This is a genomic window from Chromobacterium haemolyticum DSM 19808, assembly GCF_000711885.1.
Classification (GTDB): Bacteria; Pseudomonadota; Gammaproteobacteria; order Burkholderiales; family Chromobacteriaceae; genus Chromobacterium; species Chromobacterium haemolyticum.
Window position 1 is genome coordinate 45,955 of the sequence record NZ_JONK01000027.1, and the last position, 23,330, is coordinate 69,284.

Below are 23,330 nucleotides of genomic sequence, written 5' to 3' on the forward strand. Positions count from 1 at the left end.
ATACCGCGTTGAAAACAGCCTCGAAATGCCCAGGCACCCTGTGTGCCCTCCGCTTTCTCGGCCGTTTTCGCCTTGTCCCGCCTTAGCTCGCGAGATCGTGAATAGGCTTTATTTCTTGACGATTTCCTGCTCCACCACCATGTCCAGCACCCAGCGGATGGACGAGGCGTCGGCCGGCGGATTCGCCACTTTGAATTCCTTCAGGCGCAGGCGGTAGGCGATGCCCGGCTCCGGTTTGAAACCCTCGATCTCGCCGTAGTGCAACTGCCACGGTTGGTCCTTGCTTTCGCGGACCTGCAGGCATTGCATTGGAGCCACGCCGGTGCAGGGCTTGCGTTCGGCCGCCACATAGACGAAGCGGGTGAGGCCGCCTTCCAGCGAGGGCTGGCGGTCAAAGCTCAGCGTCTTGTCGCCGGCTTGCAGCGTCAGCTTGTCACCGTCCAGCTTCACCGCGGGCTTGGCGCCCAGGAAGGCGGCCAGCGCGCGGTCCCGCTCCATCGCTTCCGGCGGACACATCATCAGCGTGCTGCCCAGTTGGCCGCTGACCAGCTTGCCGCTTTCCAGCGACACCGGGCCGAACATGCCGTTGCAGCCGGCGCGGGCGGACACGCTGCCGTCCTTGAAGCTCAGGGTGATCGGGTGCTCGGTGGCGGCCTGTTTCCATTGGCCGGCCAGCGCGTCCAGTTTGATATCCGCTTGAGCGTCCATTTTGGCTCCGGTTTGCGGGGTGGCACAGGCGCTCAGGGCGGCTGCGGTCAGTGCGGCGAGCAAAAGAGATTTTTTCATTATCGATGTTCCGTGGTTAAGGGCAGGGACGGGATGCTCTTGGAGCGCCCGCCGTTCTCTAGAGTTCAGCGTAGCTTGCTGACTTCCTCGCTGTAGACGATGCGTTCCAGCGTCCAGCGCGAGCCGGCGTCGGCCTGCGCCGCCGGTTTCAGCTTAATGTAGTAGCTGACGCCGGGCTTGGGGTGGAAGCCGGCGATTTCGCCTTGCAACGGCCGCCAGTTTTGCTCGGCGCGTTCGCGCACCTGAAGGCAGTCGCGCGTGGCTTCGCCGTTGTGGCAGGCCTGGCGTTCAGGCGCCACGTACAGGTATTGCAGCTTGGCCGGCTGGGCCGTCGGGTCGGGGTTAGGCGTCAAGCGCACGAAGCGGTACTCGGCGCGTTCCGATTTCAGCACCAGCTTCTGCGCGCGGCCGTCCGGCAGCACGCGGAAGGGGCTGGAGAGGAAGGCGATGAAGTGTTGCTCCATCTCCATCAGCGGCGGCCGGCAGGCCATGCGGGTGGTGGCCACCTGCGCCTTGCCCTGAGCGTCAACGGTGCGGATGAAGCGGTTGCAGCCGGCGAAGCCGGTCATCTTGCCCGGTTGGAAGGCCACGGTGGGCGGCTGGCCCGCGGGCGCGGGTTCCACCATCTGCCATTCGGTTCCCTGCAGATTGGGCATGGCCAGCGCCGGCAGCGGCAAGGCCAGCGCGCCCAGCCAGAGCGCAGCCAGGCGCCGGGCGGAGAAGCCAGTATTTTGCATTGCCATACTCCATGTATAAACAAAAACTAATATTTGTTTACAATACACCTGATAACCGCCGCTTGTGAAGCAGGGCGGCGCGGAAAAGCGGGGCTCGAAATAGACGGAAACAAAAAACCGCCCAAGCTTAAAACATTGGACGGTTTTGAAATGCCATGGGCATGGTTGATGCGCTATAGCTGCTCCACTCCCCTGAGCAACTCCTCCACCACTTTCTTGGCGTCGCCGAACACCATCATGGTCTTGTCCATATAGAACAACTCGTTGTCCAGACCGGCGTAGCCGGCGTTCATCGAGCGTTTGACCACGATCACGCTGCGCGATTTGTGCGCGTCCAGGATGGGCATGCCGTAGATCGGGCTGGTTTTGTCCTTCTGCGCGGCCGGGTTGACCACATCGTTGGCGCCTATCACCAGCACCACGTCGGTGTTGGAGAAATCGGAGTTGATCTCCTCCATCTCCTGCACCTGCTCGTAGGGCACCTCGGCCTCGGCCAGCAGCACGTTCATATGGCCCGGCATCCGGCCCGCCACAGGGTGGATGGCGTAGCGCACGTTGACGCCCTTCTGGTGCAGGATTTCGGCAAACTCCTGCAAGGCGTGCTGAGCGCGCGACACTGCCAGGCCGTAGCCGGGGACGATGATCACGCTGTCGGCGTTGGCCATCAGGAAGGCGGCGTCCTCTGGGGAGCCGGATTTGTGGTTCTTGGGCCCGCTGTCGCCGGCACCGCCCCCCGTGGCCGCCTCGGCGCCGAAGCCGCCCAGCAGCACCGCGATGATGGAGCGGTTCATGGCCTTGCACATGATGTAGGACAGAATAGCGCCGGAAGCGCCGACGCAAGCGCCGGCGATGATCAGCACCGGGTTGTTCAGCGTGAAGCCGATGCCGGCGGCCGCCCAGCCGGAGTAGGAGTTGAGCATGGACACCACTACCGGCATGTCGGCGCCGCCGATCGGAATGATCAGTGTCACGCCCAGCGCCAGCGCGATGGCCAGCATGGTCAGGAAGGCGGCCTGGCTGTCGCTGAGGAAATACACCACGCCAAAGCCAACCATGGCGACGGCCAGCAGCAGATTAAGCAGGTGTTGGCCTTTGAAGTTCACGGCCTTGGAGCCGAAGCGCCCGGACAGCTTGCCGTAGGCGATCACCGAGGCGGTGAAGGTGATCGCGCCGATGAAGGCGCCGATGAACAGCTCCACCTTTTGCACCTGGGTGTGCTCCACGCCGCTGTGGAAGATGGCCGCCACCGCGATCAGCACCGCGGACAGGCCCACCAGCGAATGCATCGCCGCCACCAGTTCCGGCATGCCGGTCATCTGCACGGTCTTGGCCTTCCACGCGCCGATGGCGCCGCCGGCGACAATGGCGGACGCGATCAGCGCCAGCACCGGTTTGTCCATGATCAGCAAGGTGGTGGCCACGGCGATGAGCATCCCTATCATGCCGTAGAGGTTGCCGCGCAAGGCGGAGGCCGGACTGGACAGCCCCTTGAGCGCCAGGATGAACAACACCGCGGCGATGAGATAAAGAATTGCGGACAGGTTTTCCATCTTGGTCCCTTATTTCTTCTTTTTCTTGAACATGTCCAGCATCCTCTGGGTGACCAGGAAGCCCCCGAAGATGTTGATGCTGGCGAGGAAGATGCCGATGGTGCCCAACACTGACGTGAGGGTGATTTCGGAACCGTTGATGTCCACCACCTGCAGCATGGCGCCGACGATGATGATGCCGGAAATGGCGTTGGTCACCGCCATCAGCGGGGTGTGCAGCGCGGGGGTGACGTTCCAGACCACGTGGTAGCCGACGAAGACGGCCAGCACGAAGACGGTGAGGCTGGTGATGAAGGGATCTACCATCTTGTTCTCCTTAATCGGCGGCGGGGAAGCGGACCTGGCCGGCGTGGGTCACCAGCGTGGCGGACAGGAGCTCGTCTTCCAGATTGAGGTTCAGGCCTTCCGGCGTCAGCAGCAGGCCGAGGAAGGTCAGCAGGTTCTTGGCGTACAGGCTGGAGGCGTCCGCCGCCAGCAGGCCGGGCAGATTGGTCTGGCCGACCACGGTGACGCCGTTGTCCAGGCGCACGGTTTCGCCGGGGCGGGTCAGCGCGCAGTTTCCGCCGGTTTCCGCCGCCAGGTCCACGATGACCGAACCCGGCTTCATCGCCTCCACCACCTCGGCCGACAGCAGCTTGGGCGCCGGTTTTCCCGGGATCAGCGCGGTGGTGATCACGATGTCCGCCGCCTTGGCGTGTTTGGCCACCAGTTCGCCCTGGCGCTGGCGATAGCTCTCGGACATTTCCTTGGCGTAAACGCCGCTATTGGCCATTTTTTCTTCTTCGCTCATCGGCACTTCGATGAACTTGGCGCCCAGCGACTCCACCTGTTCCTTGGTGGCCGGACGCACGTCGAAGGCCTCCACCACCGCGCCCAGGCGCTTGCCGGTGGCAATGGCCTGCAGGCCGGCCACGCCCACGCCCAGAATCAGCAGCCGGGCCGGCTTCACCGTGCCGGCCGCGGTCATCAGCATGGGCATGAAGCGCGGATAGTGCTGGGTGGCCAGCAGCACCGCGCGGTAGCCGGCGATATTGTTCTGGCTGGAGAGCACATCCATGCTCTGCGCGCGGGTGCTGCGCGGCAGCAATTCCAGCGCGAAGGCGGAGACGCGTTTGGCGGCCAGCGCCGGCAGATTGTGGTTGTGATAGGGGTTGAGCTGGCCGATCAGCACCGCGCCGTCCTTCAGCGCGGCAATGCCGTCCTCGTCCAGCGGGCGCACCGTCAGCACGATGTCGGCCTGGGCCAGCGCCGCGGCTCGGTCCGCCGCGATGGCGGCTCCGGCGTCCTGATAGGCCGCGTCCGGCTGCGCGGCCGCGAGGCCTGCGCCGCTTTCCACCGTGACGGCGTGGCCGCCGGCCACGAGTTTCTTCACCGTGTCCGGCGTTGCGGCCACGCGGTGTTCACCGGCCAGCCTCTCGGCTGGAATAGCGATATGCATGGTCTTCCTTTCCTGCGATTAGATAACAAAGATTCCAGATAGCGAACGCCCGTGCGGCGAAAATAGAACGAGCGTTTGAATTCAATTAAAGGCATGCGGGATTTTTCCGCGCAACACTTATATTGCCGACCGTATACCGTCGGACAATTTCGACGGATAAAGGGCCGGATGCTAGCAAAACCCTACAGCAGCGATGTGACGTGAATCAGACAGAGGCCAGTCAACGGCTGTTGGAGCGGAAATGCGGAAGAAAGACGGCGAAGCAGCCACGGGCGGGCAGGCGGAACAAGGCGCGGAGGCAAGTACGGCCGGTCGACGCGCATATGCTGCCGGCAAGGCTTATGCAGGACACTAGCGTTGATGGCGCGGCTTGTAAAGCTGCGCCATGCGCCAGTTGCCAGCCAGGGCGAGCGCCCGCGGCGGCCGGCGTTGGCTGTTGCGCGCGCGCGACGGAGGGCCGGCTAGAAAGCCGGCCGCGACGCTTCCGCCAATAACCGCTCCACGGTGCCGTCCTGCAACATGGAGCGCATCGCCCTGGCGATGCGGCGCTTGTGCGGAGAGCGCGGGGACAGGCCGATGCGGCGCGGTTCCGGGGAATACAGCAGCAGCGGCGCGCGCTTTACGTATTGGCGGAATTCGGAGCTGGCGGCCAGCTCGGCGGTTTGGCGTTCATCGGCGATCAAGGCGTCGATGCGGCCGGCCTTGAGCTTGCGGAAGTTGGAGTCCAGCGACGGGGCCGGCTCGCGCCGCACGCGCAGGTCGCTATCGAATTCGTCCTGGTAGCGTACGCCCTCCTCCACGCCGATCAGAAAGGGGTAGAGCTGACGATAACTGCGCAGCGGCCGCGGGTCGTCGGCGCGCTGATACAAGGCTAGACGGCTACCGGAGGCGAAGGCGGGGTCGATGAAGTCGATGAATTCGCGGCGGGCCGGGGTGCTTTTCACCCCGATCACCACATCCGCCTTGCCCTGGCGCAGGTATTGAAGACAGCGGGTCAGCGGGCAGGGGAGGAAGACCAGCCTCAGCTTGGCGCGCCTGGCCATCTCGCGCATCAGCTCGGTGTACGGGCCTTGAGGCGCGCCGTGCGCGTCCATGGTCTTCCAGGGCGGGAACAGATTGTAGGCGAAGACCAGTGCCGGCTCCGCCGCCGCGCACTGCATGCCTGCCATCAGGCAGGCCAGAGCCAAAAGGGACTTGAGTTTCACAATGATGCACAGATGCGAACGGGCGTCGGCGGCCCCACGCAGCCGACTGTAGCCAGAGAGCCATTATCGGACGGCTGGGCGCGGCACGGGCGGGAAAATTCACCGTTCCGAAAAAAACCATGAAAACAGTATGGTATTGGAAATGTCCGCATTGGCAACCTGTCCCATTGGCTGGCGCGGCGCGGATCGGCGTGGAGCGCCGCGCGTCGGCTTGCCGTTTTCAATCGAAGAACGGTAGGCTGTTGATTGTAAACATGTTTAACGAAGGCGCGCCATGGGTTTCATCATCGCCGCGGAGGAGGGCTGAGCATGCGGGATTTCAGCTTTGTGCTGCTGCCCGAGTTTTCCATGCTGGGTTTGCTGGCGGCCACCGAGCCCTTGCGCGTGGCCAACCGCTTTCACGGCGGCGCCTATCGCTGGCGGCTGTTGAGCGCCGATGGCCGGCCGGTGGTCGCCAGCAACGGCATGTCCTTGGCGGCGCACGGCGCCTGGGGCGAGGCGGAAGCGGCCGACGCGGTGTTGGTGGTGGCCGGTTTTCATCCGCTGCGCCACGGCGGCGCCGGCCTGCTGGCCTGGCTGCGCGGTCAGGACGCCGCCGGTCGGGTGCTGGGCGGCATCGATACCGGCTGTTTCATCCTGGCCGAGGCCGGACTGTTCCGGCAGCAGCGGCTGACCCTGCACTGGGAGGCGCTGCCGGCGTTCCGCGAGCGCTATCCCTTGCTCAATGCCACGCAGGAGCTTTACGAACTGGGGCCGCGGCGCATCAGTTCCGCCGGCGGCACCGCCTCCATCGACATGATGCTGGCCTTGATGGCGCGCAGCCATGGCCATGATCTGGCGGTGCAGGTTTCGGAGCAATTCGTGCTGGGGCGCATCCGCGCCCAGAGCGATCATCAACGGCTGGAGCTGGGCGCGCGTTACGGTGTGCACAGCCGCAAATTGATCCAGGCCCTGGCCCTGATGGAAAAACATATGGACGCGCCGTTGGACAGCGCGGCCTTGGCGGCCGGGGTGGGCGTGACGGCGCGTCAGCTGCAACGCTTGTTCCGCGCCCAGTTGGGCGCGGCGCCCAATGTCTTTTACCTGGGCCTGCGCCTGGAACACGGGCAGCGCTTGCTGCGCCAGAGCGGGCTTAACGTCACCCAGGTCAGCGCGGCGTGCGGCTTCGAGTCCGCTAGTTACTTCGCGCGCGCCTATCGCCGCCGCTTCGGCTGCGCGCCGGGAACGGAGCGGCGCGAGGCGTGAGCCGCTTTCCAGCGCTTGTTCAATAGCGCGGCGGGCACGTAACAGGTTCTCAGCGCATCTCGATGCGGCGGCCGCAGTCCTCGGGCCAGGGCAGGCCGGCTTGTCGACGCGCCAGCGCGTCCAAGCTGTGCTGCACCGGCGCTGAGAACGGCGCGCTCCGGCCCCGCTCGGGGTCCACATTGAGCAGCATCAGCTCGCAGCCGGCCGCGGCGTCGGCCTCCTCGTCGCGATGCAGGCTCAGATAGAGCCGCAGCCGCTTGGCATCGTGGTCCAGCAGCCGGCCCTCCACCCGCAGCTCGGCTTGTTGGCGGATTTCGCGTAGATAGCGCAGATGCAGCTCCGCCGTGTATAGGGTGTGGCCGCCGCGCTCACGCGCCGTGGCGTCCATGCCGATGCGCTTCATCAGCGCGTCCACCGCGTGGCTGAACACCAGCAGGTAATAGGCGTCGCGGACGTGACCGTTGTAGTCCAGCCATTCCGGCCGCGTTTGCGCGTGGAGCAGGACGAGGCGCTTATTCATGCGCGGCCAGTCCATGCTTGCGCTTGGCGGCCGCCACCGCTTCCATGATTCCAATCAGGCAGTCGTCGCGATAGCGCTCCAGATCGGCGATGGAGCGCTGACCCAACTGGCGCGCGCAACCGTCCACCACCCGATCTATCAGCGCTTCGCTCAAGTCCGGCGCCGGTAGCCGGGTCCAGGGCAGTTGCAGCGCCGGGCCGAACTGGCTCAGAAAGTGGCGCATGCCGGCTTCGCCGCCGGCTAGGGCGTAAGTCTGGAAGGTGCCCATGAAGGCCCAGCGCAGGCCGGCGCCGAAGCGGATGGCGTCGTCGATTTCGCCGGTGGTGGCCACGCCGTCGTTGACCAGGTGCAGCGCTTCCCGCCACAGGGCCTCCAGCAGCCGGTCGGCGATGAAGCCGGGCACCTCGTGGCGCACGCGCAGCGGCCGCATGCCCAGCGCCGTATAGACGCGCTCGGCGGCATCCAGCGCCTGCGGCGCGGTGTCGCGTCCGCCCAGCACCTCGACCAGTGGCAGCAGATAGACCGGATTGAAGGGGTGGCCCACCACGCAGCGCGCCGGTCGGCGGACGTCCTGGTAAAACTCGGAAGGCAGCAGGCCGGAGGTGGAGGAGGCGATGATGACCGTCTCCGGCGCGGCCGCATCGGCGCGGCGATGCAGCTCCTGTTTCAGCGCCAGCGTTTCCGGCGCGCTTTCCTGGATGAAGTCGGCGGCGGCGGCGCAGTCTTCCAGCCGGGAAACGAAGCGCAGCCGCTCGGGCGCGGCGCCGGCGGCCAGGCCGCGGCGTTCCAGCGCCGGCCAGGCGCGCTCCACTTGGGCGCGCAGACGTGCTTCGGCCTGCGGCGCGGGGTCCCAGGCCAGCACGTCGCGGCCAGCCGCCAGCGCGCGGCAGGCCCAGCCGCCGCCGATGACGCCGGCGCCCAGCACGCCGAAGGTGGCGATGTCGGTACGGTACATCTCAATCTCCTTTTCCGCGGCGCGGGGGCAGGCCCAGGTGGATCCGGCCTTCCACCGGCGTCAGCACGCGTGCGCCCATCAGGTCCAGCAATCGCCGCGCCTGTTCCACCAGCGCGCCGTTGCTGGCGTACACCCCTTTGGCCAGATACAGATTGTCTTCCAGCCCCACCCGGACATGGCCGCCCAGCAAGGCCGCTTGCGCCACCATGGGCATTTGTAGCCGGCCGATGCCGAAGGCCGCCCACTGCGCGCCCGGCGGCAGGCTGTCCACCATAGCCTTCATCGTGGTGGTGTCGGCCGGCGCGCCCCAGGGGATGCCCAGGCAGAGTTGGAACAGCGGCGGCGCGTCCAGCAGACCCTCGCTCAATAATTGTTTGGCGAAGCGCAGGTGGCCGGTGTCGAACACTTCCAGCTCCGGCTTGACGCCGAGTTGCTGAATGCGCCGCGCGCCGTCGCGCAACTGCCCGGGGGTGGCCACGTAGATGAAGTCGCCGTCGCCGAAGTTGAGCGTGCCGCAGTCCAGGGTGCAGATTTCCGGGCGCAATTCCTCCACGTGCAGCAGGCGCTCCAGGCCGCCGACCAGATCGGTGCCCGGCCCCAGCGGCAGCGGCCGCTCGCCGGGGCCGATCTCCACGTCGCCGCCCATGCCGGCGGTCAGGTTCAGAATCATGTCCACGCCGGACGCGCGGATGCGGTCCACCAGCTCCCGGTACAGCGCCGGCTCGCGGCTGCCCTTGCCGGTGAGCGGGTCGCGCACATGGCAGTGCACCACGGTGGCGCCGGCGCGGGCCGCCTCCACCGCGGCGGCGGCAATCTGCTTGGGCGTGACCGGTATCGCCGGATGCTTGCCCACGGTGTCGCCGGCGCCGGTGACGGCGCAGCTCAGCACGATGTCCCGGTTCATGGCCCGTTCCCTTCGCCTTGGCGCAGATAGGCCTGGACCAAGGGCAGGCCGGGTTTGCCGTCAAAGGAGGAGACGCCGTCCAGCCAGCGTTCCAGCGGCTGAGGGTTGGCTTGCAGCCATTGGCGCGCGGCGCGCGCGGGCGGAACCCGCTTGAGGATGGCGTTCATCACCTGGTTTTCCATGTCCAGGCTGAAGCGCAGCTGGCTGATCAGCTTCCCGGCGTTGGGACAGCGTTGCATGAAGCCGTTGGCCACCACGGTATAGACCTTGGAGCCGCCGTATTCGGCGCCGAAGGCCTGGTCGCCGCCGGCCAGATAGCTTAGCCGCATCAGGTAGTTCATCGGATGCGGCTCCCAGGCGAGGAACACCACCATGCGTTTTTGCCGGATGGCGCGGGATACCGCGGCCAGCATGCCGCTTTCGCTGGACTCCACCAGGGTGAAGCCTTTCAGACCGAAATCGTTGTTGGCGATCATTCACTTGATGATGGCGTTGCCCTGGCTGCCGGATTCTATGCCGTAGATCTTGGCGTCCAGCTGTTTGCGAAAGCGCGCGATGTCGGCGAAGGTGCGCAGGCCCTGCTCCGCAAGCTGGCTGGGCACCGCCAGCGTGTATTTGGCGCCGCTCAGATTGGGTTCGGGCAATACTTGCAGCGCCTTGGCCTGTAGAAAGGGCGTGATGGCCGTCGTTTGCGACGGCACCCAGTAGCCCAGATACACGTCGATCTGCTGGTTCTTGAGCCCGGTGAAGGCGATGGGCTCCGAGGCGAGCTGGGTGCTGGGCTGGTAGCCCAAGCCTTGCAGCACGGCGGAGGCTAGGCCGGTGGTGGCCGCGATATCGGTCCAGCCGATGTCGGCGAAGCGGATCTTGCGACAGCTTTCCGGTTCCGCGGCCCAGGCCTGGGCGGCCAGCGCGCCGCACAGCAGCGCCAGCCAGGGGGTGGAGAGTTTCATGTCAGCTTCTCCCGCAAGCGGTTCCGTTGCCGACGGGCAGCGCCGGGCCGCGGGGTTGGAAGGCATGGCCGTGACCATGTTGACGCCGCGGACTTGCAGGGAGCCGGAGCGCAAGAACCAATCTAGGCGGGCGGCGCCGAATGTTAGCGCACGGGAGCGACCAATGCCGTCACCAGGGCGACCGGGCCGGCCTCGTCGAAGGAGGCCGGCGCCGGTTGCGGAACCCGGGCTTACGGGGTCAGGTACTGGCTGCCGTCATAAGCGCCGATGAAGGTCCAATTGCTGTTGCTGACGCCGGTGGTGGGAAAGTAGCCGTAGTTCGCGTTCTTCAGCACGAAGTAGTCGCGGGTTGAGCGATAGGGATTGTCGTAGACATAGACGTCCCCCACCGTGCCGGTTCGGCTTTCGCTCCAGCTGTTCAAACGGCTCTTGCGTTGCGAGGTCAGCATCGCCAGGTCGTAGGACTGGGTGGCGGACAGCGGGGCGCCGTTGTAGCTGTCCAGGAACTGCCAGCCGGCGTTGCTGCCGCCGTCGGTCGGGAAGTAGCCGTAGCGCGCGGTTTTCAGCTGGAAGTAGTCGCGGGTGTTGCGGTAGGGGTTGTCGTAGACGTAAACGTCTCCCGGCGCGCCCGTGCGGCTCTCGCTCCATTTTTGCAGCGATCCCTTGTTGTAGGCGGCCAGAATCATCGCATCGTAGCTTTGCGCGCCGGGGCGGCGCAGCTGGATGGCGCTGCCCAGCGTCATCTGGGTGACGCCGTCGCTGACGGTGACGCGAATCGGCGCGTACGCGCCTTGCAGCGCCTGAGCGGGCGCGGTCAGCGTCGCCGTCGCGCTGTTGCCGGGGGAGCCGCCGAAACCCGGCGGCAACTGCCACTGGTAACGCAGCGTCTTGCCGCCGGCGTTGCTGACCCGCGCTTCCACGCTGAAGGCGCGGCCGGCGTCGACGGCGGCCGGCAGCGACACGCGGCCGGCCAAGCCCTGCTGTTCAAGCGGGTAGCGATAGAGCAGGCTTTCGTCGCGGTTCAGCCAGATCGGCTGGGACAGGGCGGGCAGGGACAGGCCGCTCAGGGTCTGCCGGGTGGCCGCGCTGGCCTTCAAGCCCCATTTGTCGAAAAACGGGGTCAGGTTGTGACCGGCGACGCGGCTGGTTTCGATGATGAAGCGCTGGCGTTTTTCCTCGTCACCGGCTGGCAGTTCGGCAAAGGGCATGCTGCGGTAGCGCTGCCCCAGCCGGCTGTAGAAATCCTTGCCAAAGGCCAGGTCCAGCTGCCAGAACATCGCCGCGCGCACGAACAAGTCCGCTTGCGCGTCGTAAGACGGCTGCGCCTGGTTCAGGTGCTGGCGCACCAAGTCCCATTTTCGGTCGGTTTCCAGCCGCGAGCGCTGGCCCAAGGCCCGTTGCACATAGAGCGAGGTCAGGTTCACCGTCACCTCGGTCTGGTCGTTCCAGGTCATCGCCGGCATCTGGTAGTGATGGCCCAGCTCATGCCAGGGGCCCCAACCGTCTTGCTGCAGCAATTTGGAATTGGCCACCGAGCCGGCGCCGCTGACATTGGTGCCCAGCCAGTAATTGCTGGCCGACATATAGCCGCCGCTGCTGTCCGGCTTGGTGACGAATTGGTACTGGAACGGCGTTGCCGCGTGCGGATAAGGGTTGCCGGCGGCCAGGCCGTATTGTTCCTCTGCGAGGGTGACGATGCGGTCCCACAGCGTCATGGTGGCGCTTGGGTCGTCCACCTGCTGGCGCAGAACAGGTAACGGCATGGTCACGATCATGCGTTTGCCCACCAGCTCCGCGTAAGGCTCGGCCGCCAGGCGGCTCAGCATGGCGCTCCAGTCCGCCTTGCTGTGCTGTCCCAGGACGAAGCGCGGTATTTCGCGGCCGCCGCTTTGCAGCGTCGCCACGATCTTGCCGCTGCCGGGCTGGCTGCGCGGCGCGAAATAGATCACGCCGTCGTTCTGCGCGGTGATCAGGTTGAGGCCGGGACGCAACGGGACCACCTGATTGGACGGCATCGGGCTGTTGGCGCCGGCGATAGGCACTAGCCAAAGCTCCGGGGGGAGGTTGGGCGGCGTGCCCTGGTAGGCGATATTGACGCTCAGCGCTTCGCCTTTGCGCGCCCAGTAGCCGGTGGACTGGGTGGGATGGGTGAGAAAACCGCGGCGGTGAGCCAGCAGCCACTCGCTGGGATCGCCGCGTTGTTCCAGCGTCAACTGGCGAGGCGCGTCCGCGAAGGCGGGCAGAGAGGACAGACTGGCGACCATCGCGGCGCCTAGCCACAGACAGGAACTGAGCTTAGATGCGTGCATATTTCTCTTATTCCATCAGACCATGCCGGACTGCTGTGGGCGCTGGGCACGGTCTGTCCAGTTGCGGGTTGCGCCCTGGTCCCCGTTGGCTTGGTGGGGGGACCTACCCACTGGAGTCCGCTTCTTATTCCAAAGTTCTTATTTTATTTAGGTAAATATTTACTTTGGACTGATTGATTTTGTTCAGAACATAGACATTTTTAGACCCGCTAACAAACCCCTGATGCTGCGTTGCGCCGACTTGTCGTACTCATTGTACTGACTGCGTCGGCGCGCCTTGCCTCAGCCGTAAAACAGAGTTTTGTTAGCGGCTTTTAGAGCCTGTTCAAAGTCTCGCGAGCAAGGGCGAGACAAGGCGTTGCCCCCCGGGAAGCGCAGCGGGCTTTGAATCGGCTTTCAGCGCCGCGCCGCGCTCAGCGCACCACCAGCGCTTTCACCCGCCAGGCCAGCTTGACGTCGATGTCGGCGGTTTGCAGTTCGCGGAAGTCGTTGAGCGGATACATCATCCATTGGCTGAAGCCCATCTCCTCCAGCGGCCGGCCGTTGATGCGCAGCGCCAGGATGGGTTGATAGCGGCTTTGGTCTCCAGCTGGAATCACCACCTTGTACTGGTCTTCGGTCACCACTTCCACCGGCCGCCCGGCCGCGCCCACGGCGCGCAGGATGGCGGAGAGTGTGGGGCCGGTAAAGGAGGACTTGGGCGTCCAGGTGGTTTTAGTCTGGATGGTGCGTTGTTGCAGGCGTTCCAGCTCAGCCTTGCTGAAGTGGTATTCGCCGGCGCGGGCCTGGTTGGATACCTTGATCTGACCGGTGACGATCAGGGCCGGGGGCGTGCCGGCCCAGGAAGACGCGGCGCAGAACAAAGACAGGAGGGCGGCAAAGGACAGGATGGATCTCATGGGGATGGACTCCTGAAGAGGGAATGTCGATGAAGATGACATTCTAACCTTGAAAATCCATTGTCATGCCTGCCGCTGCGCAATAAAACAAATCCATTTTAAGTTTAGGCCTACTATTCCCCTGGCTAATTTAGGTGCTAGATGGAAAAGTCATCTCCCAATCAATTAATGGTTTTAATTGTGACCGTTTTGTTTTGCATTAATGGTGTTGCCATTTGCATATTATTTTATGGTGTGGTTTATTTATATAAATATCCGTCGCCAAATTTGGATATTAATATATTTACTCTAGAATAACTGTCCAATAGGGCAGTCAATTCAAACAAAAAGCCTGTCTATAATCTCGCCCCTTCTGAGTAGCCCGATGTCATGATTCGGACCTCTTCAGTTGCCGAAACAAATGCCGCGCCGTCCATCTCTCCGCGTTGCTTTTCATTGTCGGTTTTAAATTGCCCATGGTTTTTATAGGGCTGCCATTCAATTACCTTGATATTTTATGAGTCAAAACTCAATTCAATCCTTGCTGCCTATTTCCCGAGGCCGCGCGCTGGGCTTTTGCCTATTGCTGGCCGCTTTCGAACTACTGACTTATATCGGCAGCGATATGGTGATGCCGGCCATGCTGCAAGTCGTCGCCGACTTGAACGCCGACGCCCGCCACGTGCCCACGGCGCTCAACGCCTACCTGCTGGGCGGGGTGGCCTTGCAATGGCTGATTGGTCCATTGTCCGACCGTTACGGCCGCAAGCCGCTGCTGGTGGCCGGCGCCGTCGGCTTCGCCCTGGCCTGCCTGGCCGCGGTCGGCAGCCGCGATATCGAGCTGTTCAATCTGCTGCGTTTCATCCAGGGCCTGTCTCTGGGCTTCGTGATGGTGGTCAGCTACCCGGCGCTGCAAGAAGCGTTTCCGGAAAAAGACGCGGTGCGGCTGATGGCCCTGCTGGCCAATATCGCGTTGCTGTCGCCGCTGGTCGGCCCCTTGTTGGGCAGCTTGTTGCTGGGCCTGTTGCCGTGGCGCGGCTTGTTCGCGCTGATCGGCGCGCTGGCGGCCTTGGTGGCCGTTGGCCTGTGGCGCTGGATGCCGGAAACCCTGGGCGTGGAGCGGCGCGACGGCAGCCGGCTGGCGGCGAGCCCGCTGCGCCTGGGCCGCAGCGCGCGTCAGTACGGGGCGTTGCTGCGCAACGCCCCCTTCATGCACGGCAGCGTGGCGTTGGGCCTGCTGTCCATCCCGCTGGTGGGGTGGATCGGCCTGTCGCCGCTGCTGCTGATGCGCGGGCTGGGTCTGTCCGGCATTGAGTACGGCCTGTGGCAGCTGCCGGTGTTCGGCGGGCTGATTGCCGGCAACCTGACCCTGAACCGGCTGGCGGTCAGCCTGGAACTGGAACGGGTGCTGCGGCTGGCGCTGTGGCCCTTGTTCGGCGGCCTGGCGGCGATGCTGGCGCTGACCTGGTCCAGCGGCGCGCTGCCGGCTCTGGCGGCGGGCCTGACGCTGTACGCCTTCGGCCTGGGCCTGGGCCACGCCACCCTATACCGCTTCACCCTCTACGCCAGCGACAGCGGCAAGGGCGCGGTGGCGGCGATGCTGGGCATGATTTCCACCGCCTTGCTCGGCCTGGGTTGCAGCGCGCTGGCCTGGCTGGGCGCCGGCGCCGGCCTGCAAGCCTTCGCCGGCTGGGCCGCCTTGGGCGCCGGCCTGGCGGCTTGGCCGCTGTGGCGCTTGCTCAAGCAGCGCGCTTACGCGCTGCAAGCGGCTTGAATCCCCATTCTCACTCCCGGAGCTCCTCCATGCTGAACCACGTCGACGCGCTGTGCGCGCTGGAACACCCTTATCGCGCCGATGCCGACTGCGGCCGGCTGTTCGACGCCGCCATGCGCCAACTCAGCCATTACCACTGCGAACACACGCCCGGCTATCGCCATTGGCTGCAGGCCAACGGTCTGGACGCCGCGGCGCTGGACACGCTGGACGATTGGTCGCGGCTGCCGCCGCTGTTCGCCAACTATTTCAAACGCCAACTGGTGGTGAGCGCCACCGGTCAGGACGCGCTGGAGCTGACGTCCTCCGGCACCACCGGCCAGAAAAGCCGCATGCGCTACGACGAACGCAGCCTGGGCGCGGCGCAAAGCATGGTGGACCGCATCTTCCGCCATTACGGCTGGGACACGCCGCAACAGCCGTGCAACTACCTGCTGCTCAGCTATGAGCCGGCCGGCGCCATCACCCTGGGCACCGCCTACACCGACCAATTCCTGTGCAAGTACGCGCCGGTGAACCAGGCCTGTTACGCCTTGCGCCACAACGGCCACGGCAACGAGTTCGACCCCTTCGGCGTGATCCGCGCCTTGCAGGACTTCGCCGAACAAGGCCTGCCGGTGCGCATGCTGGGCTTCCCCGCCTTCCTGTGGTTCGCGCTGGAACGCATGCGGGAACTGGGCCTGCCGCCGTTGCAACTGCACCCGGAATCGCTGGTGTTCCTGGGCGGCGGCTGGAAAACCCACGCGGACCGCGCCATTCCCAAGGCCGAGCTGTACCGGCGGCTGGGCGAGCAACTGGGCATTCCGGACGCGCGTTGCCGCGACGGCTACGGCGCGGTGGAGCACCCGGTGCCTTACGTGGAGTGCGAACGCCACCGCTTCCACCTGCCCAGCTACGCCCGCGCCGTGATCCGCGACACCGCCAGCCTGCGGCCGCAACCCTACGGCGCCGCCGGCTTCCTCAACCTGCTGTCGCCCTACATCACCTCCAGCCCGGCGCACAGCATTGTGATGGGCGATCTGGCCGTGCTGCATCCGGCCGAGAGCTGCGGCTGCGGCCTGGCCACCGACTGGTTCGAACTGCTGGGCCGCGCCGGCACCAGCAAGAGCCGCAGCTGCGCGGTGGCCGCCTCCGAATTGATCAAGGAATCCTGATATGTATCTATTGAACGGAACACTGAACGCCGCCGTGGACGCCGCCGCCGCGCTGGCGCAGTTGCAAGCGGGGCTGCCCGCAGCGCTGGCCCGGCCCCCGGCCTTGGACGCGGTGCTGGATTGCGCCGAACGCTTCGCCGCGGCCCTGCCGCAACGGGCGGAGGCTCTGGGCCTGGACGCCGCCGCCGTCGACGCGCTGCAAGGCTTTTGCCGGCGCGAGGCGCTGCAAGCCAAGGTCCGCCGCGAGCTGGGCGAACAAGCCTTCTCGCTGCGCCGCTTCGACTACCGCCAGCCGCGTTTTGAAAGCTGGCGGCCGCTGGGCCTGGTGGCCCACATCACCCCGGCCAACGCGCCGCTGCTGCCCTTCATGGCGGTGCTGGAAAGCCTGCTGGCCGGCAACGTCAACTGGCTGCGCCCCAGCGGCAGCGACCAAGGCCGCAGCGCGCGGCTGCTGGCTGATTTCCTGAGCCACGACGCCGCCGGCGTTCTGTCCGCCCACGTGGCGGTGCTGCCGCTGGCCACTGATCAACTGGCTGGGCTGCTGGCCCGCGCCGACGCGGTGTCCGCCTGGGGCGGCGACGCCGCGCTGGAGGCGATCCGCCGCCAGGCGCCGGCCGGCTGCCGCTGGATACCCTGGGGCCACCGCATCAGCTTCGCCTACCTGGACCCGGCCGCGGCGACGGAGGCCGATTACGACGCGCTGGCCGACGACGTCTGCCGTTTTGATCAGCAAGCCTGTTCCAGCCCGCAATGCCTGCTGGTGGACAGCGAGGACGAAGCCGCGTTGCGCGGCGCGGCCCAGGCCATGGCCGCCGCGTTGACGCGGCGCGCGCCGGCCTGGCCGGCCCTGCAGCCGGACGTGCAGGAAGCCGCGGAAATCTCCAGCCAGCTGGCCATGCTGCGGCTGGACCAGTCTTTCGCCGGCGTGACCGGCGCGGTGGAGCAGGGCGAGGGCTGGCGCGTGGCCTGGGCGCAGCGCCAAGAGCTGGCGGCCTCGCCGCTGTTCCGCACCCTGCAACTGCGGCCGGCGCCGCGCGCGCGACTAGTGGAACTGCTGCTGCCCTGGCGCACCCATTTGCAAAGCTGCGGCCTGATCGCCGCGCCGGAGCAAGTGCCGGCGCTCAGCCGCCTGCTGCTGGACGCCGGCGTCAGCCGGCTGTGCCCGGTGGGAGCGATGCACGACGGCTACGCCGGCGAGCCGCACGATGGCGTTTACGCGCTGAGCCGGCTGACGCGGCGGGTGTCCGTGAGCCTGAGCGACGGCCAACTGCCCGGCCATGCGACACTGGACGCCTTGCCCCCGCCGCCGGCCGGCCTGGACGCGCTGCCTGTGATGGACAAGGCGGCCTTCCAACAAGCCGAGATGGGGCCGGCCGCCCAGCTGTTCTTCCGCAGCGGCGGCAGCAGCGGCGAGCCCAAGCTGGCCGGCTTCAGCTACCGCGACTATCACCGCCAGATGCAAGCGGCGGCGGACGGCCTGCTCGCCGCGGGTCTGGATCCGGCGCAAGACCGGGTGATGAATCTGCTCTACGGCGGCAACCTTTACGGCGGCATGCTCAGTTTCTTTACCATCCTGGACAAGTTGGGCGTGCCGCAATACCCGATGGGCGGCCCGGTGGACGACGACTTCAGCCAGATCGCCCACTTCATTGTGTCCCGCGGCGTCAACACCCTGGTGGGGATGCCGGGCACCTTGCAGCGCTTGTTCGAGTGCGAGGAAGCCGCGCTGCGCGCCTACGGCGGCGTGCGCAAGCTGTTCTGCGGGGGCGAACACATCAGCGAAGGCCAACGCCGGTTCCTGACTGGCTTCGGCGTGGAGCTGATCCGCTCCGCGATGTACGGATCGGTGGACGCCGGCCCGCTGGGCCATGCCTGCGGCCACGGCCGCGACGGCGAATTCCACCTTCTGGCCGACATCCAGTGGCTGGAAATCCTGGAACAGGACAGCGACCGCCCGGCCGAGCCCGGCGCCGTCGGCCGGCTGGCCTTCACCTCGCTGGCGCGCGAAGGCCAGCCGGTGCGGCGCTACGACCTGGGCGATCTGGGCCGCTGGCTGCCCGGCCGCTGCGGCTGCGGCCTGCCGTCGCCGCGCTTCCAGCTCACCGGCCGCCACGGCGCGTTGCTGCGCGCGGGCACCATCTTCGTCAATCCAATCGAGCTGTCCGCGCCGCTGGGCCTGGCTTTGCAATGGTTGGTGGACCATGCCGCCAACGGCTGCGACCGCATTCGGGTGCTGGCCGACGGAGACGCCGAGCAGGTGCGCGCCCGCCTGCTGCAACACCCGATGCTGAACGAGGTCGTCAGCGGCGGCCTGCTGCAACTGGAAGTCATCGCCGCCCCGGCCAGCCAGTTCCAGCGTCATCCGCAAAGCGGCAAGACCCCGCTGGTGTTGGACCAGCGCCGCAACACGGAGCCGGCGCAATGAAGGCCGCCATCGATGCCAGGCTCCGCCGGCTGGTGGAACACGCCCGCGCCCACTCGCCATTTTTCGCTGAGCTGTACCGCGCTCTGCCGGAGGATTGGACGCTGAGCGATCTGCCGCTGATCGAGCCGGCGGACTACTGGAGCCGATGCCAGCCGCTGGCGGACTGGCCGGTGCTGAGCGGCCCGCTGGCGGACGGCCATGTGTTCAAGACCGGCGGCTCCACCAGCGAGGGCAAGCTGTCGGTGTTCCGCCGCGATGAATGGCAGGCCTTCGTGCGCGCCTTCGGCCAGGGCCTGGGCCGGCAACTGCAGCCCGGCGACCGCGTCGCCAACCTGTTCTTCGCCGGGGATCTCTACACCAGCCTGCTGTTCATCCACGGCGCGCTGTCGCACTCGCCGGTGCCGGTGGTGGAGTTTCCCTTTACCTGCAATGTCGAGGACGCCGCGCTGGCCGACGCCATCGCCGCGCTGGATATCAATGTGCTGGCCGGCGTGCCGGTGCAACTGGTGCGCTTCGCCAACTGGCTGCAACAAGCCGGCCGCACGCTGCCCGGCGTGCGCTGCCTGCTCTACGGCGGCGAAAGCCTGTTCGCTGAACAGCTGGCCCTGCTGAGCCGGGTCTTCCCCAAGGCACGCATCGGCTCCATAGGCTGCGCCAGCGTGGACGCCGGCCTGATCGGCGCCGCCGGGCCGGATTGCGCCCAGGGCGAACACCGCGTGTTCGACGCGGACACCCTGGTTGAAATCATCGACGAAGCCAGCGGCCTGCCGATCACGGAGCCGGACCGCAAGGGCCTGCTGGTGGTCAGCAATCTGCAACGGCTGCTGATGCCGGTGATCCGCTACCCCACAGGCGACCTGGCCTGCTGGCGCGAACCGGCCGGGCGGCCAGAACGCAAGTTCGCGTTGCAAGGGCGCGCCAGCCGCGGCCACCGCGTGCGCGTCTGCACGCTGTCCTTGTTCCCGGACGAGCTGGACCCGCTGCTGCGGGAGCAGGATGGCGTGCTGGCCTGGCAGTTGCTGGTGGGCCGCCGCGACGGCGTCGACACCCTCAGCCTGCGGGTGGCCAGCGAATACGCGCCGGCCCCGGCGGCGGAGCCGCTGCGCCAACGGCTGCTGGCGGCGCAGCCGGCCCTGGCCGAACTCTGCAGCCAAGGCCTGCTGCGCCTGGACGCCGCCTATTGCGCGCCGGAGGCCATGCTCACCCATCCGCGCTCCGGCAAGCTGATGCGGGTGGTGGACCAGCGCCGCTACGACGAGGTGGCGGCATGAGCATAGACATTCGCGCTTTCCAGGCGGACGACGCCGCCGGCGTCAGCGCCTTGTTCCGCGCCATCTACGGCGAACACTACGTCTACCCGGACGTCTATCTGCCGTCGATGATCCGCCGCCACAACGCCGCCGGCCGCTGGCATTCCGCCGTGGCCGTGCGCGATGGCCGGGTGCTGGGCCACGCCGCGCTGTGGCGCGATCCGCATTGCCCGGGCAGCGCCGAGCTAGCGCTCAACGTGGTGCACCCGGACGCGCGCGGCCAGGGCCTGGCCACCGCGCTGGGCCGCCTCCTCAGCGCCCAAGGCGTGGCCCTGGGCCTGAGCATGCTCACCATCAAGCAAGTGTCGTCCCACGGCCAGAGCCAGCGCCTGGCCAAGACCCTGGGCTTCCACACCACCGGCCTGCTGCTGGACTACGTGGCCTCGCCGTTTGGCCAGCCGCAGCCGGAAAGCATCGTGTTGGGCTGCCTGCCGCTGCAAAGCCGGCCAATTCCGGCGCTGAACTGGCCGGTGGCGTGGCGGGAATGGCTGACGCCGCTAAGCCGCGCCTTCGGCAGCGCGCCGCCGCCGGCGCAGGCACCGGCCGGCGGCCTCAGCATCGCCAGCCACGGCCGGCGGCTGGAAGTGGTGCTGGAGGACATCAGCGGCGGCCGGCTGCGGGAAGTGGCGGCGCTGCCGGCCGGGCGCTTGGTCTACGTCAGGCTGGCGCTGGGGCCGGACGCTCCGCGCGCGGCGCTTGCCTTGCAACAGGCGGGCTTCGTCTGCGGAGGCCTGGTACCCGGTCCGGATGGTAGCTGGCAAGCGCTGCTATTGCGCGGACACGGTCAGCAGGAACTGGCGCTGAGCTGTCCCTTGGCTAATCGTCTGCATGAGTTGAGCCGGCAGGAGGCGGCGGCGGTTGCCGCCTGAGGCCGACAGTTCAGGCACGTGGCCCGAAACGCCGCCGCCGCGCGTCCCGGCGGCGGGTTTTGTCGGCGATGGCCTGCCGCAGCAAGGCCAACTGATAAGCGCGCCGGTGTAGCACCGCCTTGAGCAGGACCCCACCCAGCAGAAAGCCGGCGACGCCGGCCAACGCCAGCATCAATAGATCATGCCCATTCCAATGGCTGTACGGTATGGAGAACTGGAACAGCCGGTTCAAGGCCGAGCCTTGATCGGATAGTTTTTCCCACACAGCCAAGGCGAAGCCGGCGATGGAAAACAGAGCGAGCTGCTCATGACTGCCGATAAGGGCGCCAATGCGGCTGCCGGCCTGCTCCTGCTTGTCTTGCAGCGCCTGCGCCGCCTGTTCCAGCGCGGACTGCCGGTAAGGCCGCAATAGCGCCGCCTGGAGCCAGTCATGCTCCAGTTCCTTTAACAAATCGCGCTGAGCCTGGCGGCGAAAACAGAGTATCAAGGCTAGGCCGGGCAGGCTGTTGACGATGATGGAGAGCAAGGATAGCGCCATGCACAGCAGCGCCAGGATTTGCGCGGTCCAGACGCCAAAGCGGGGCAAGGGCGCAGCAAGGTGCCATAGGGCCAGAACGAGCAGCGCGGCGAACAAGCCGCCGGATATCATCAAGGCCAGCCGCGCGTAGCGCTCGCAGCCGCGTTCGAAGGAGCTTTGCTTCTGCTTGGCGCTTATCGGGCGCAGACCGTGCAGCCGTTGCAGCACGGCGTCGGGATCATGCAGCGGGTTGCGATGGGAGACGGTCATGAGGGAGTCGATGGCGGCCAAAACCCGGCATCGTAATCCAAACGGCATGCTGCGTCAGCGGCTTGCGCTCAAGTTTTATCGGCAAAGCCGTAGCCGCCGTCCCATGATGAAGAGCGTGGATGTTAAGCACGCAAGCATTGAAAGTTATTGGTGTAAAATGAATTAATAAATACAATCAATTCCAGTCCTTCATGAATATCTCTCTCCGCCACCTGCGCGCCTTCTCGGCCGTTGCCGAAGCCGAAAGCTTCACCGCCGCCGCCCGCCAGTTGTTTCTGACGCAATCCACGCTGACCAAGACCATACGCGAGCTGGAGCAGGAGATTGGGCTGACGCTGTTTGAGCGCACCACCCGCAAAGTGGCGCTCACCACTCAGGGCAACGCCTTTCTGCCGGTGGCCCGCCGGCTGCTGAACGACTTTGAACTGCTGCTGTCCGATCTGCGCGAAAAATCCGCTGGCAGCAGCGGCAGCGTCTACGTGGCCAGCGGCATGGCCTTTGCGTCCAGCGTGCTGCCGTAGGTGCTCAAACGGCTGAGAAGAGACTACCCGTGCATCCATGTGCGCTTGTTGGACGATACCAGCGGTGGCGTGGTGCGCCGCATCGAATCCGGGGAAGTGGACATCGGCATCGGCTCTTATGTGGGCGCGGCCGGAGACAAGCTGGATAAGCGCAAGCTGCTGTCCGCCCGGCTGGGGGTGATGTTTCCGCCGGGCTTCGAGCCCCCGGCGGGACCGCTCAACTGCCAATCCTTGCGACAATGGCCCTTGCTGCAGGACGAGAGCGACACCAGCATCATGTCCGCGTTGGAGCGCAGCCAGCCTGAGTTTTGGCAACAGGTGTCCAGCAAGATCACCGTCACCAATCTGGACATGCAGTTTTGCCTGATCCGCGCCGGGGTGGGCGCTTGCGTGCTGTCGGCGCTGGCGGCCTCCCACCCGTCGGCGCGGGATCTGCCTTACCGCTTGTTTGAGGCGGCCGAGTTGCGGCGGGATGTCCACGTGTTCACCCGCCGCGGCGTGCCGCTATCGCCGGCCGCTTTCACCTTTTTGCAGGTGCTGGATGAAACACTGCCGGCTATCGACTTTCATCCCGGAGTGACATTGGCGGCGTAGCGGTGGCTGTTGGCGCTGGTTTCAATACAGAATGTTTTAAATTGACTTAACACATTGAAAATAAATGAATTATCTGTTGAAATTCTGAAATCGTGTACCTATCCGTGTACCTAAAAATTAATGTGCCTGCCAATGATCGGCATTTTCCGTAGCGACTACGATGCCATATCAATCGGAAGCGACCCGATGATGTACTGCCGATGATCCGAAAAGTGCAATCTTAATAATTGGTCCAGGGACAGTTTAGTCATTACATTTTTGGACAAGGCTCAGTCTGATTGAACTCAAGGAGGCTGGAATGTAGGTAGCTTTTTACGGAATCGAATTGGTGGTTTAATGAATTGAATTTATTTGCTTTTTTATTTCGTCGCTTATCCATCGCTCCGACAGGAATATAATATGTATCATAAATATTT

At 65.6% G+C, this 23,330-nt stretch carries 21 protein-coding genes and 1 pseudogene; 9 read left to right on the forward strand and 13 right to left on the reverse strand.

Features of this window, described 5'->3' with window-relative positions:
• Positions 1-108: 108 nt before the first annotated feature.
• From BR71_RS15020 to BR71_RS15045, 6 genes are all read right to left on the reverse strand, one after another.
• Positions 109-786: an META and DUF4377 domain-containing protein gene (locus BR71_RS15020; protein WP_043639168.1), complete on the reverse strand. Its 678-nt coding sequence runs from the start codon at positions 784-786 to the stop codon at positions 109-111.
• A 65-nt stretch (positions 787-851) separates the two neighbouring features.
• The gene (locus BR71_RS15025) at positions 852-1,523 is read right to left on the reverse strand and encodes an META and DUF4377 domain-containing protein (protein WP_043639171.1); all 672 of its coding nucleotides are present in this window, start codon (positions 1,521-1,523) and stop codon (positions 852-854) included.
• A 173-nt stretch (positions 1,524-1,696) separates the two neighbouring features.
• Positions 1,697-3,073 carry an NAD(P)(+) transhydrogenase (Re/Si-specific) subunit beta gene (locus BR71_RS15030; RefSeq protein WP_043639174.1) on the reverse strand — a complete coding sequence of 459 codons (1,377 nt, stop codon included), beginning with the start codon at positions 3,071-3,073 and terminating at the stop codon, positions 1,697-1,699.
• 9 nt (positions 3,074-3,082) lie between these two features.
• The gene (locus BR71_RS15035; protein ID WP_019101645.1) at positions 3,083-3,379 is read right to left on the reverse strand and encodes a proton-translocating transhydrogenase family protein; all 297 of its coding nucleotides are present in this window, start codon (positions 3,377-3,379) and stop codon (positions 3,083-3,085) included.
• A gap of 10 nt (positions 3,380-3,389) precedes the next feature.
• Positions 3,390-4,511 (reverse strand): Re/Si-specific NAD(P)(+) transhydrogenase subunit alpha, encoded by a 1,122-nt coding sequence (locus BR71_RS15040; RefSeq protein WP_043639177.1) that lies wholly within the window; start codon positions 4,509-4,511, stop codon positions 3,390-3,392.
• A 461-nt stretch (positions 4,512-4,972) separates the two neighbouring features.
• Complete coding sequence (locus tag BR71_RS15045; protein ID WP_143330333.1) at positions 4,973-5,680, reverse strand: substrate-binding periplasmic protein; 708 nt, start codon at positions 5,678-5,680, stop codon at positions 4,973-4,975.
• Between the two features lie 345 nt (positions 5,681-6,025).
• On the opposite strand from BR71_RS15045, the gene BR71_RS15050 reads away from it, so the two are divergent.
• Complete coding sequence (locus BR71_RS15050) at positions 6,026-6,961, forward strand: GlxA family transcriptional regulator (RefSeq protein ID WP_052370633.1); 936 nt, start codon at positions 6,026-6,028, stop codon at positions 6,959-6,961.
• A 49-nt stretch (positions 6,962-7,010) separates the two neighbouring features.
• Here BR71_RS15050 and BR71_RS15055 read toward each other — a convergent pair whose 3' ends face one another.
• The 6 genes and pseudogenes from BR71_RS15055 to BR71_RS15080 form a co-directional block, all read right to left on the reverse strand.
• The gene (locus tag BR71_RS15055; protein WP_052370642.1) at positions 7,011-7,481 is read right to left on the reverse strand and encodes a thioesterase family protein; all 471 of its coding nucleotides are present in this window, start codon (positions 7,479-7,481) and stop codon (positions 7,011-7,013) included.
• Positions 7,474-8,436, reverse strand: coding sequence for an L-carnitine dehydrogenase (locus BR71_RS15060; RefSeq protein ID WP_043639188.1), 963 nt, complete (start codon positions 8,434-8,436; stop codon positions 7,474-7,476). The genes BR71_RS15055 and BR71_RS15060 overlap by 8 nt, the downstream gene beginning before the upstream one ends.
• Before the next feature lies 1 nt (position 8,437).
• Positions 8,438-9,340, reverse strand: a complete 903-nt coding sequence (gene cdhC / locus BR71_RS15065) for a 3-dehydrocarnitine:acetyl-CoA trimethylamine transferase CdhC (RefSeq protein WP_043639191.1) — start codon at positions 9,338-9,340, stop codon at positions 8,438-8,440.
• Positions 9,337-10,371, reverse strand: a pseudogene (choX, locus tag BR71_RS15070) (choline ABC transporter substrate-binding protein). Before choX ends, cdhC begins: the two are co-directional and overlap by 4 nt.
• 152 nt (positions 10,372-10,523) lie before the next feature.
• Positions 10,524-12,602, reverse strand: a complete 2,079-nt coding sequence (locus BR71_RS15075; RefSeq protein ID WP_081862694.1) for a M60 family metallopeptidase — start codon at positions 12,600-12,602, stop codon at positions 10,524-10,526.
• Between the two features lie 413 nt (positions 12,603-13,015).
• On the reverse strand, positions 13,016-13,501 hold the full coding sequence (locus tag BR71_RS15080) for a putative pterin-binding protein (RefSeq protein ID WP_043639194.1): 486 nt from the start codon (positions 13,499-13,501) through the stop codon (positions 13,016-13,018).
• Positions 13,502-13,997: 496 nt separating this feature from the next.
• Here BR71_RS15080 and BR71_RS15085 point away from each other — a divergent pair, with 496 nt between their 5' ends.
• From BR71_RS15085 to BR71_RS15105, 5 genes are read left to right on the forward strand one after another with little or no spacing between them, the layout of a single operon-like run.
• The gene (locus BR71_RS15085) at positions 13,998-15,254 is read left to right on the forward strand and encodes an MFS transporter (RefSeq protein ID WP_208854888.1); all 1,257 of its coding nucleotides are present in this window, start codon (positions 13,998-14,000) and stop codon (positions 15,252-15,254) included.
• A gap of 29 nt (positions 15,255-15,283) precedes the next feature.
• On the forward strand, positions 15,284-16,408 hold the full coding sequence (locus BR71_RS15090; RefSeq protein WP_043639197.1) for a LuxE/PaaK family acyltransferase: 1,125 nt from the start codon (positions 15,284-15,286) through the stop codon (positions 16,406-16,408).
• 1 nt (position 16,409) lies between these two features.
• Positions 16,410-18,833: an acyl-CoA reductase gene (locus BR71_RS15095; protein WP_043639199.1), complete on the forward strand. Its 2,424-nt coding sequence runs from the start codon at positions 16,410-16,412 to the stop codon at positions 18,831-18,833.
• Positions 18,830-20,104 carry a phenylacetate--CoA ligase family protein gene (locus tag BR71_RS15100; protein ID WP_043639202.1) on the forward strand — a complete coding sequence of 425 codons (1,275 nt, stop codon included), beginning with the start codon at positions 18,830-18,832 and terminating at the stop codon, positions 20,102-20,104. Before BR71_RS15095 ends, BR71_RS15100 begins: the two co-directional genes overlap by 4 nt.
• Positions 20,101-21,012, forward strand: coding sequence for a GNAT family N-acetyltransferase (locus BR71_RS15105; protein WP_043639206.1), 912 nt, complete (start codon positions 20,101-20,103; stop codon positions 21,010-21,012). Before BR71_RS15100 ends, BR71_RS15105 begins: the two co-directional genes overlap by 4 nt.
• A gap of 10 nt (positions 21,013-21,022) precedes the next feature.
• On the opposite strand, the gene BR71_RS15110 is transcribed toward BR71_RS15105, so the two are convergent.
• Positions 21,023-21,799, reverse strand: a complete 777-nt coding sequence (locus tag BR71_RS15110) for a hypothetical protein (RefSeq protein ID WP_156039000.1) — start codon at positions 21,797-21,799, stop codon at positions 21,023-21,025.
• Here BR71_RS15110 and BR71_RS24485 point away from each other — a divergent pair.
• Genes BR71_RS24485 through BR71_RS24655 form a run of 3 tightly spaced genes read left to right on the forward strand, consistent with a single transcriptional unit; the run spans position 21,798 to position 22,914 of the window.
• On the forward strand, positions 21,798-21,965 hold the full coding sequence (locus BR71_RS24485) for a hypothetical protein (RefSeq protein WP_162179224.1): 168 nt from the start codon (positions 21,798-21,800) through the stop codon (positions 21,963-21,965). The genes BR71_RS15110 and BR71_RS24485 overlap by 2 nt on opposite strands.
• Before the next feature lie 25 nt (positions 21,966-21,990).
• A complete protein-coding gene (locus BR71_RS24650) occupies positions 21,991-22,320 on the forward strand; it encodes a LysR family transcriptional regulator (RefSeq protein ID WP_208854889.1) in 330 nt (109 codons plus the stop codon).
• A complete protein-coding gene (locus tag BR71_RS24655) occupies positions 22,321-22,914 on the forward strand; it encodes a LysR substrate-binding domain-containing protein (protein WP_208854890.1) in 594 nt (197 codons plus the stop codon).
• Positions 22,915-23,330: the final 416 nt, after the last annotated feature.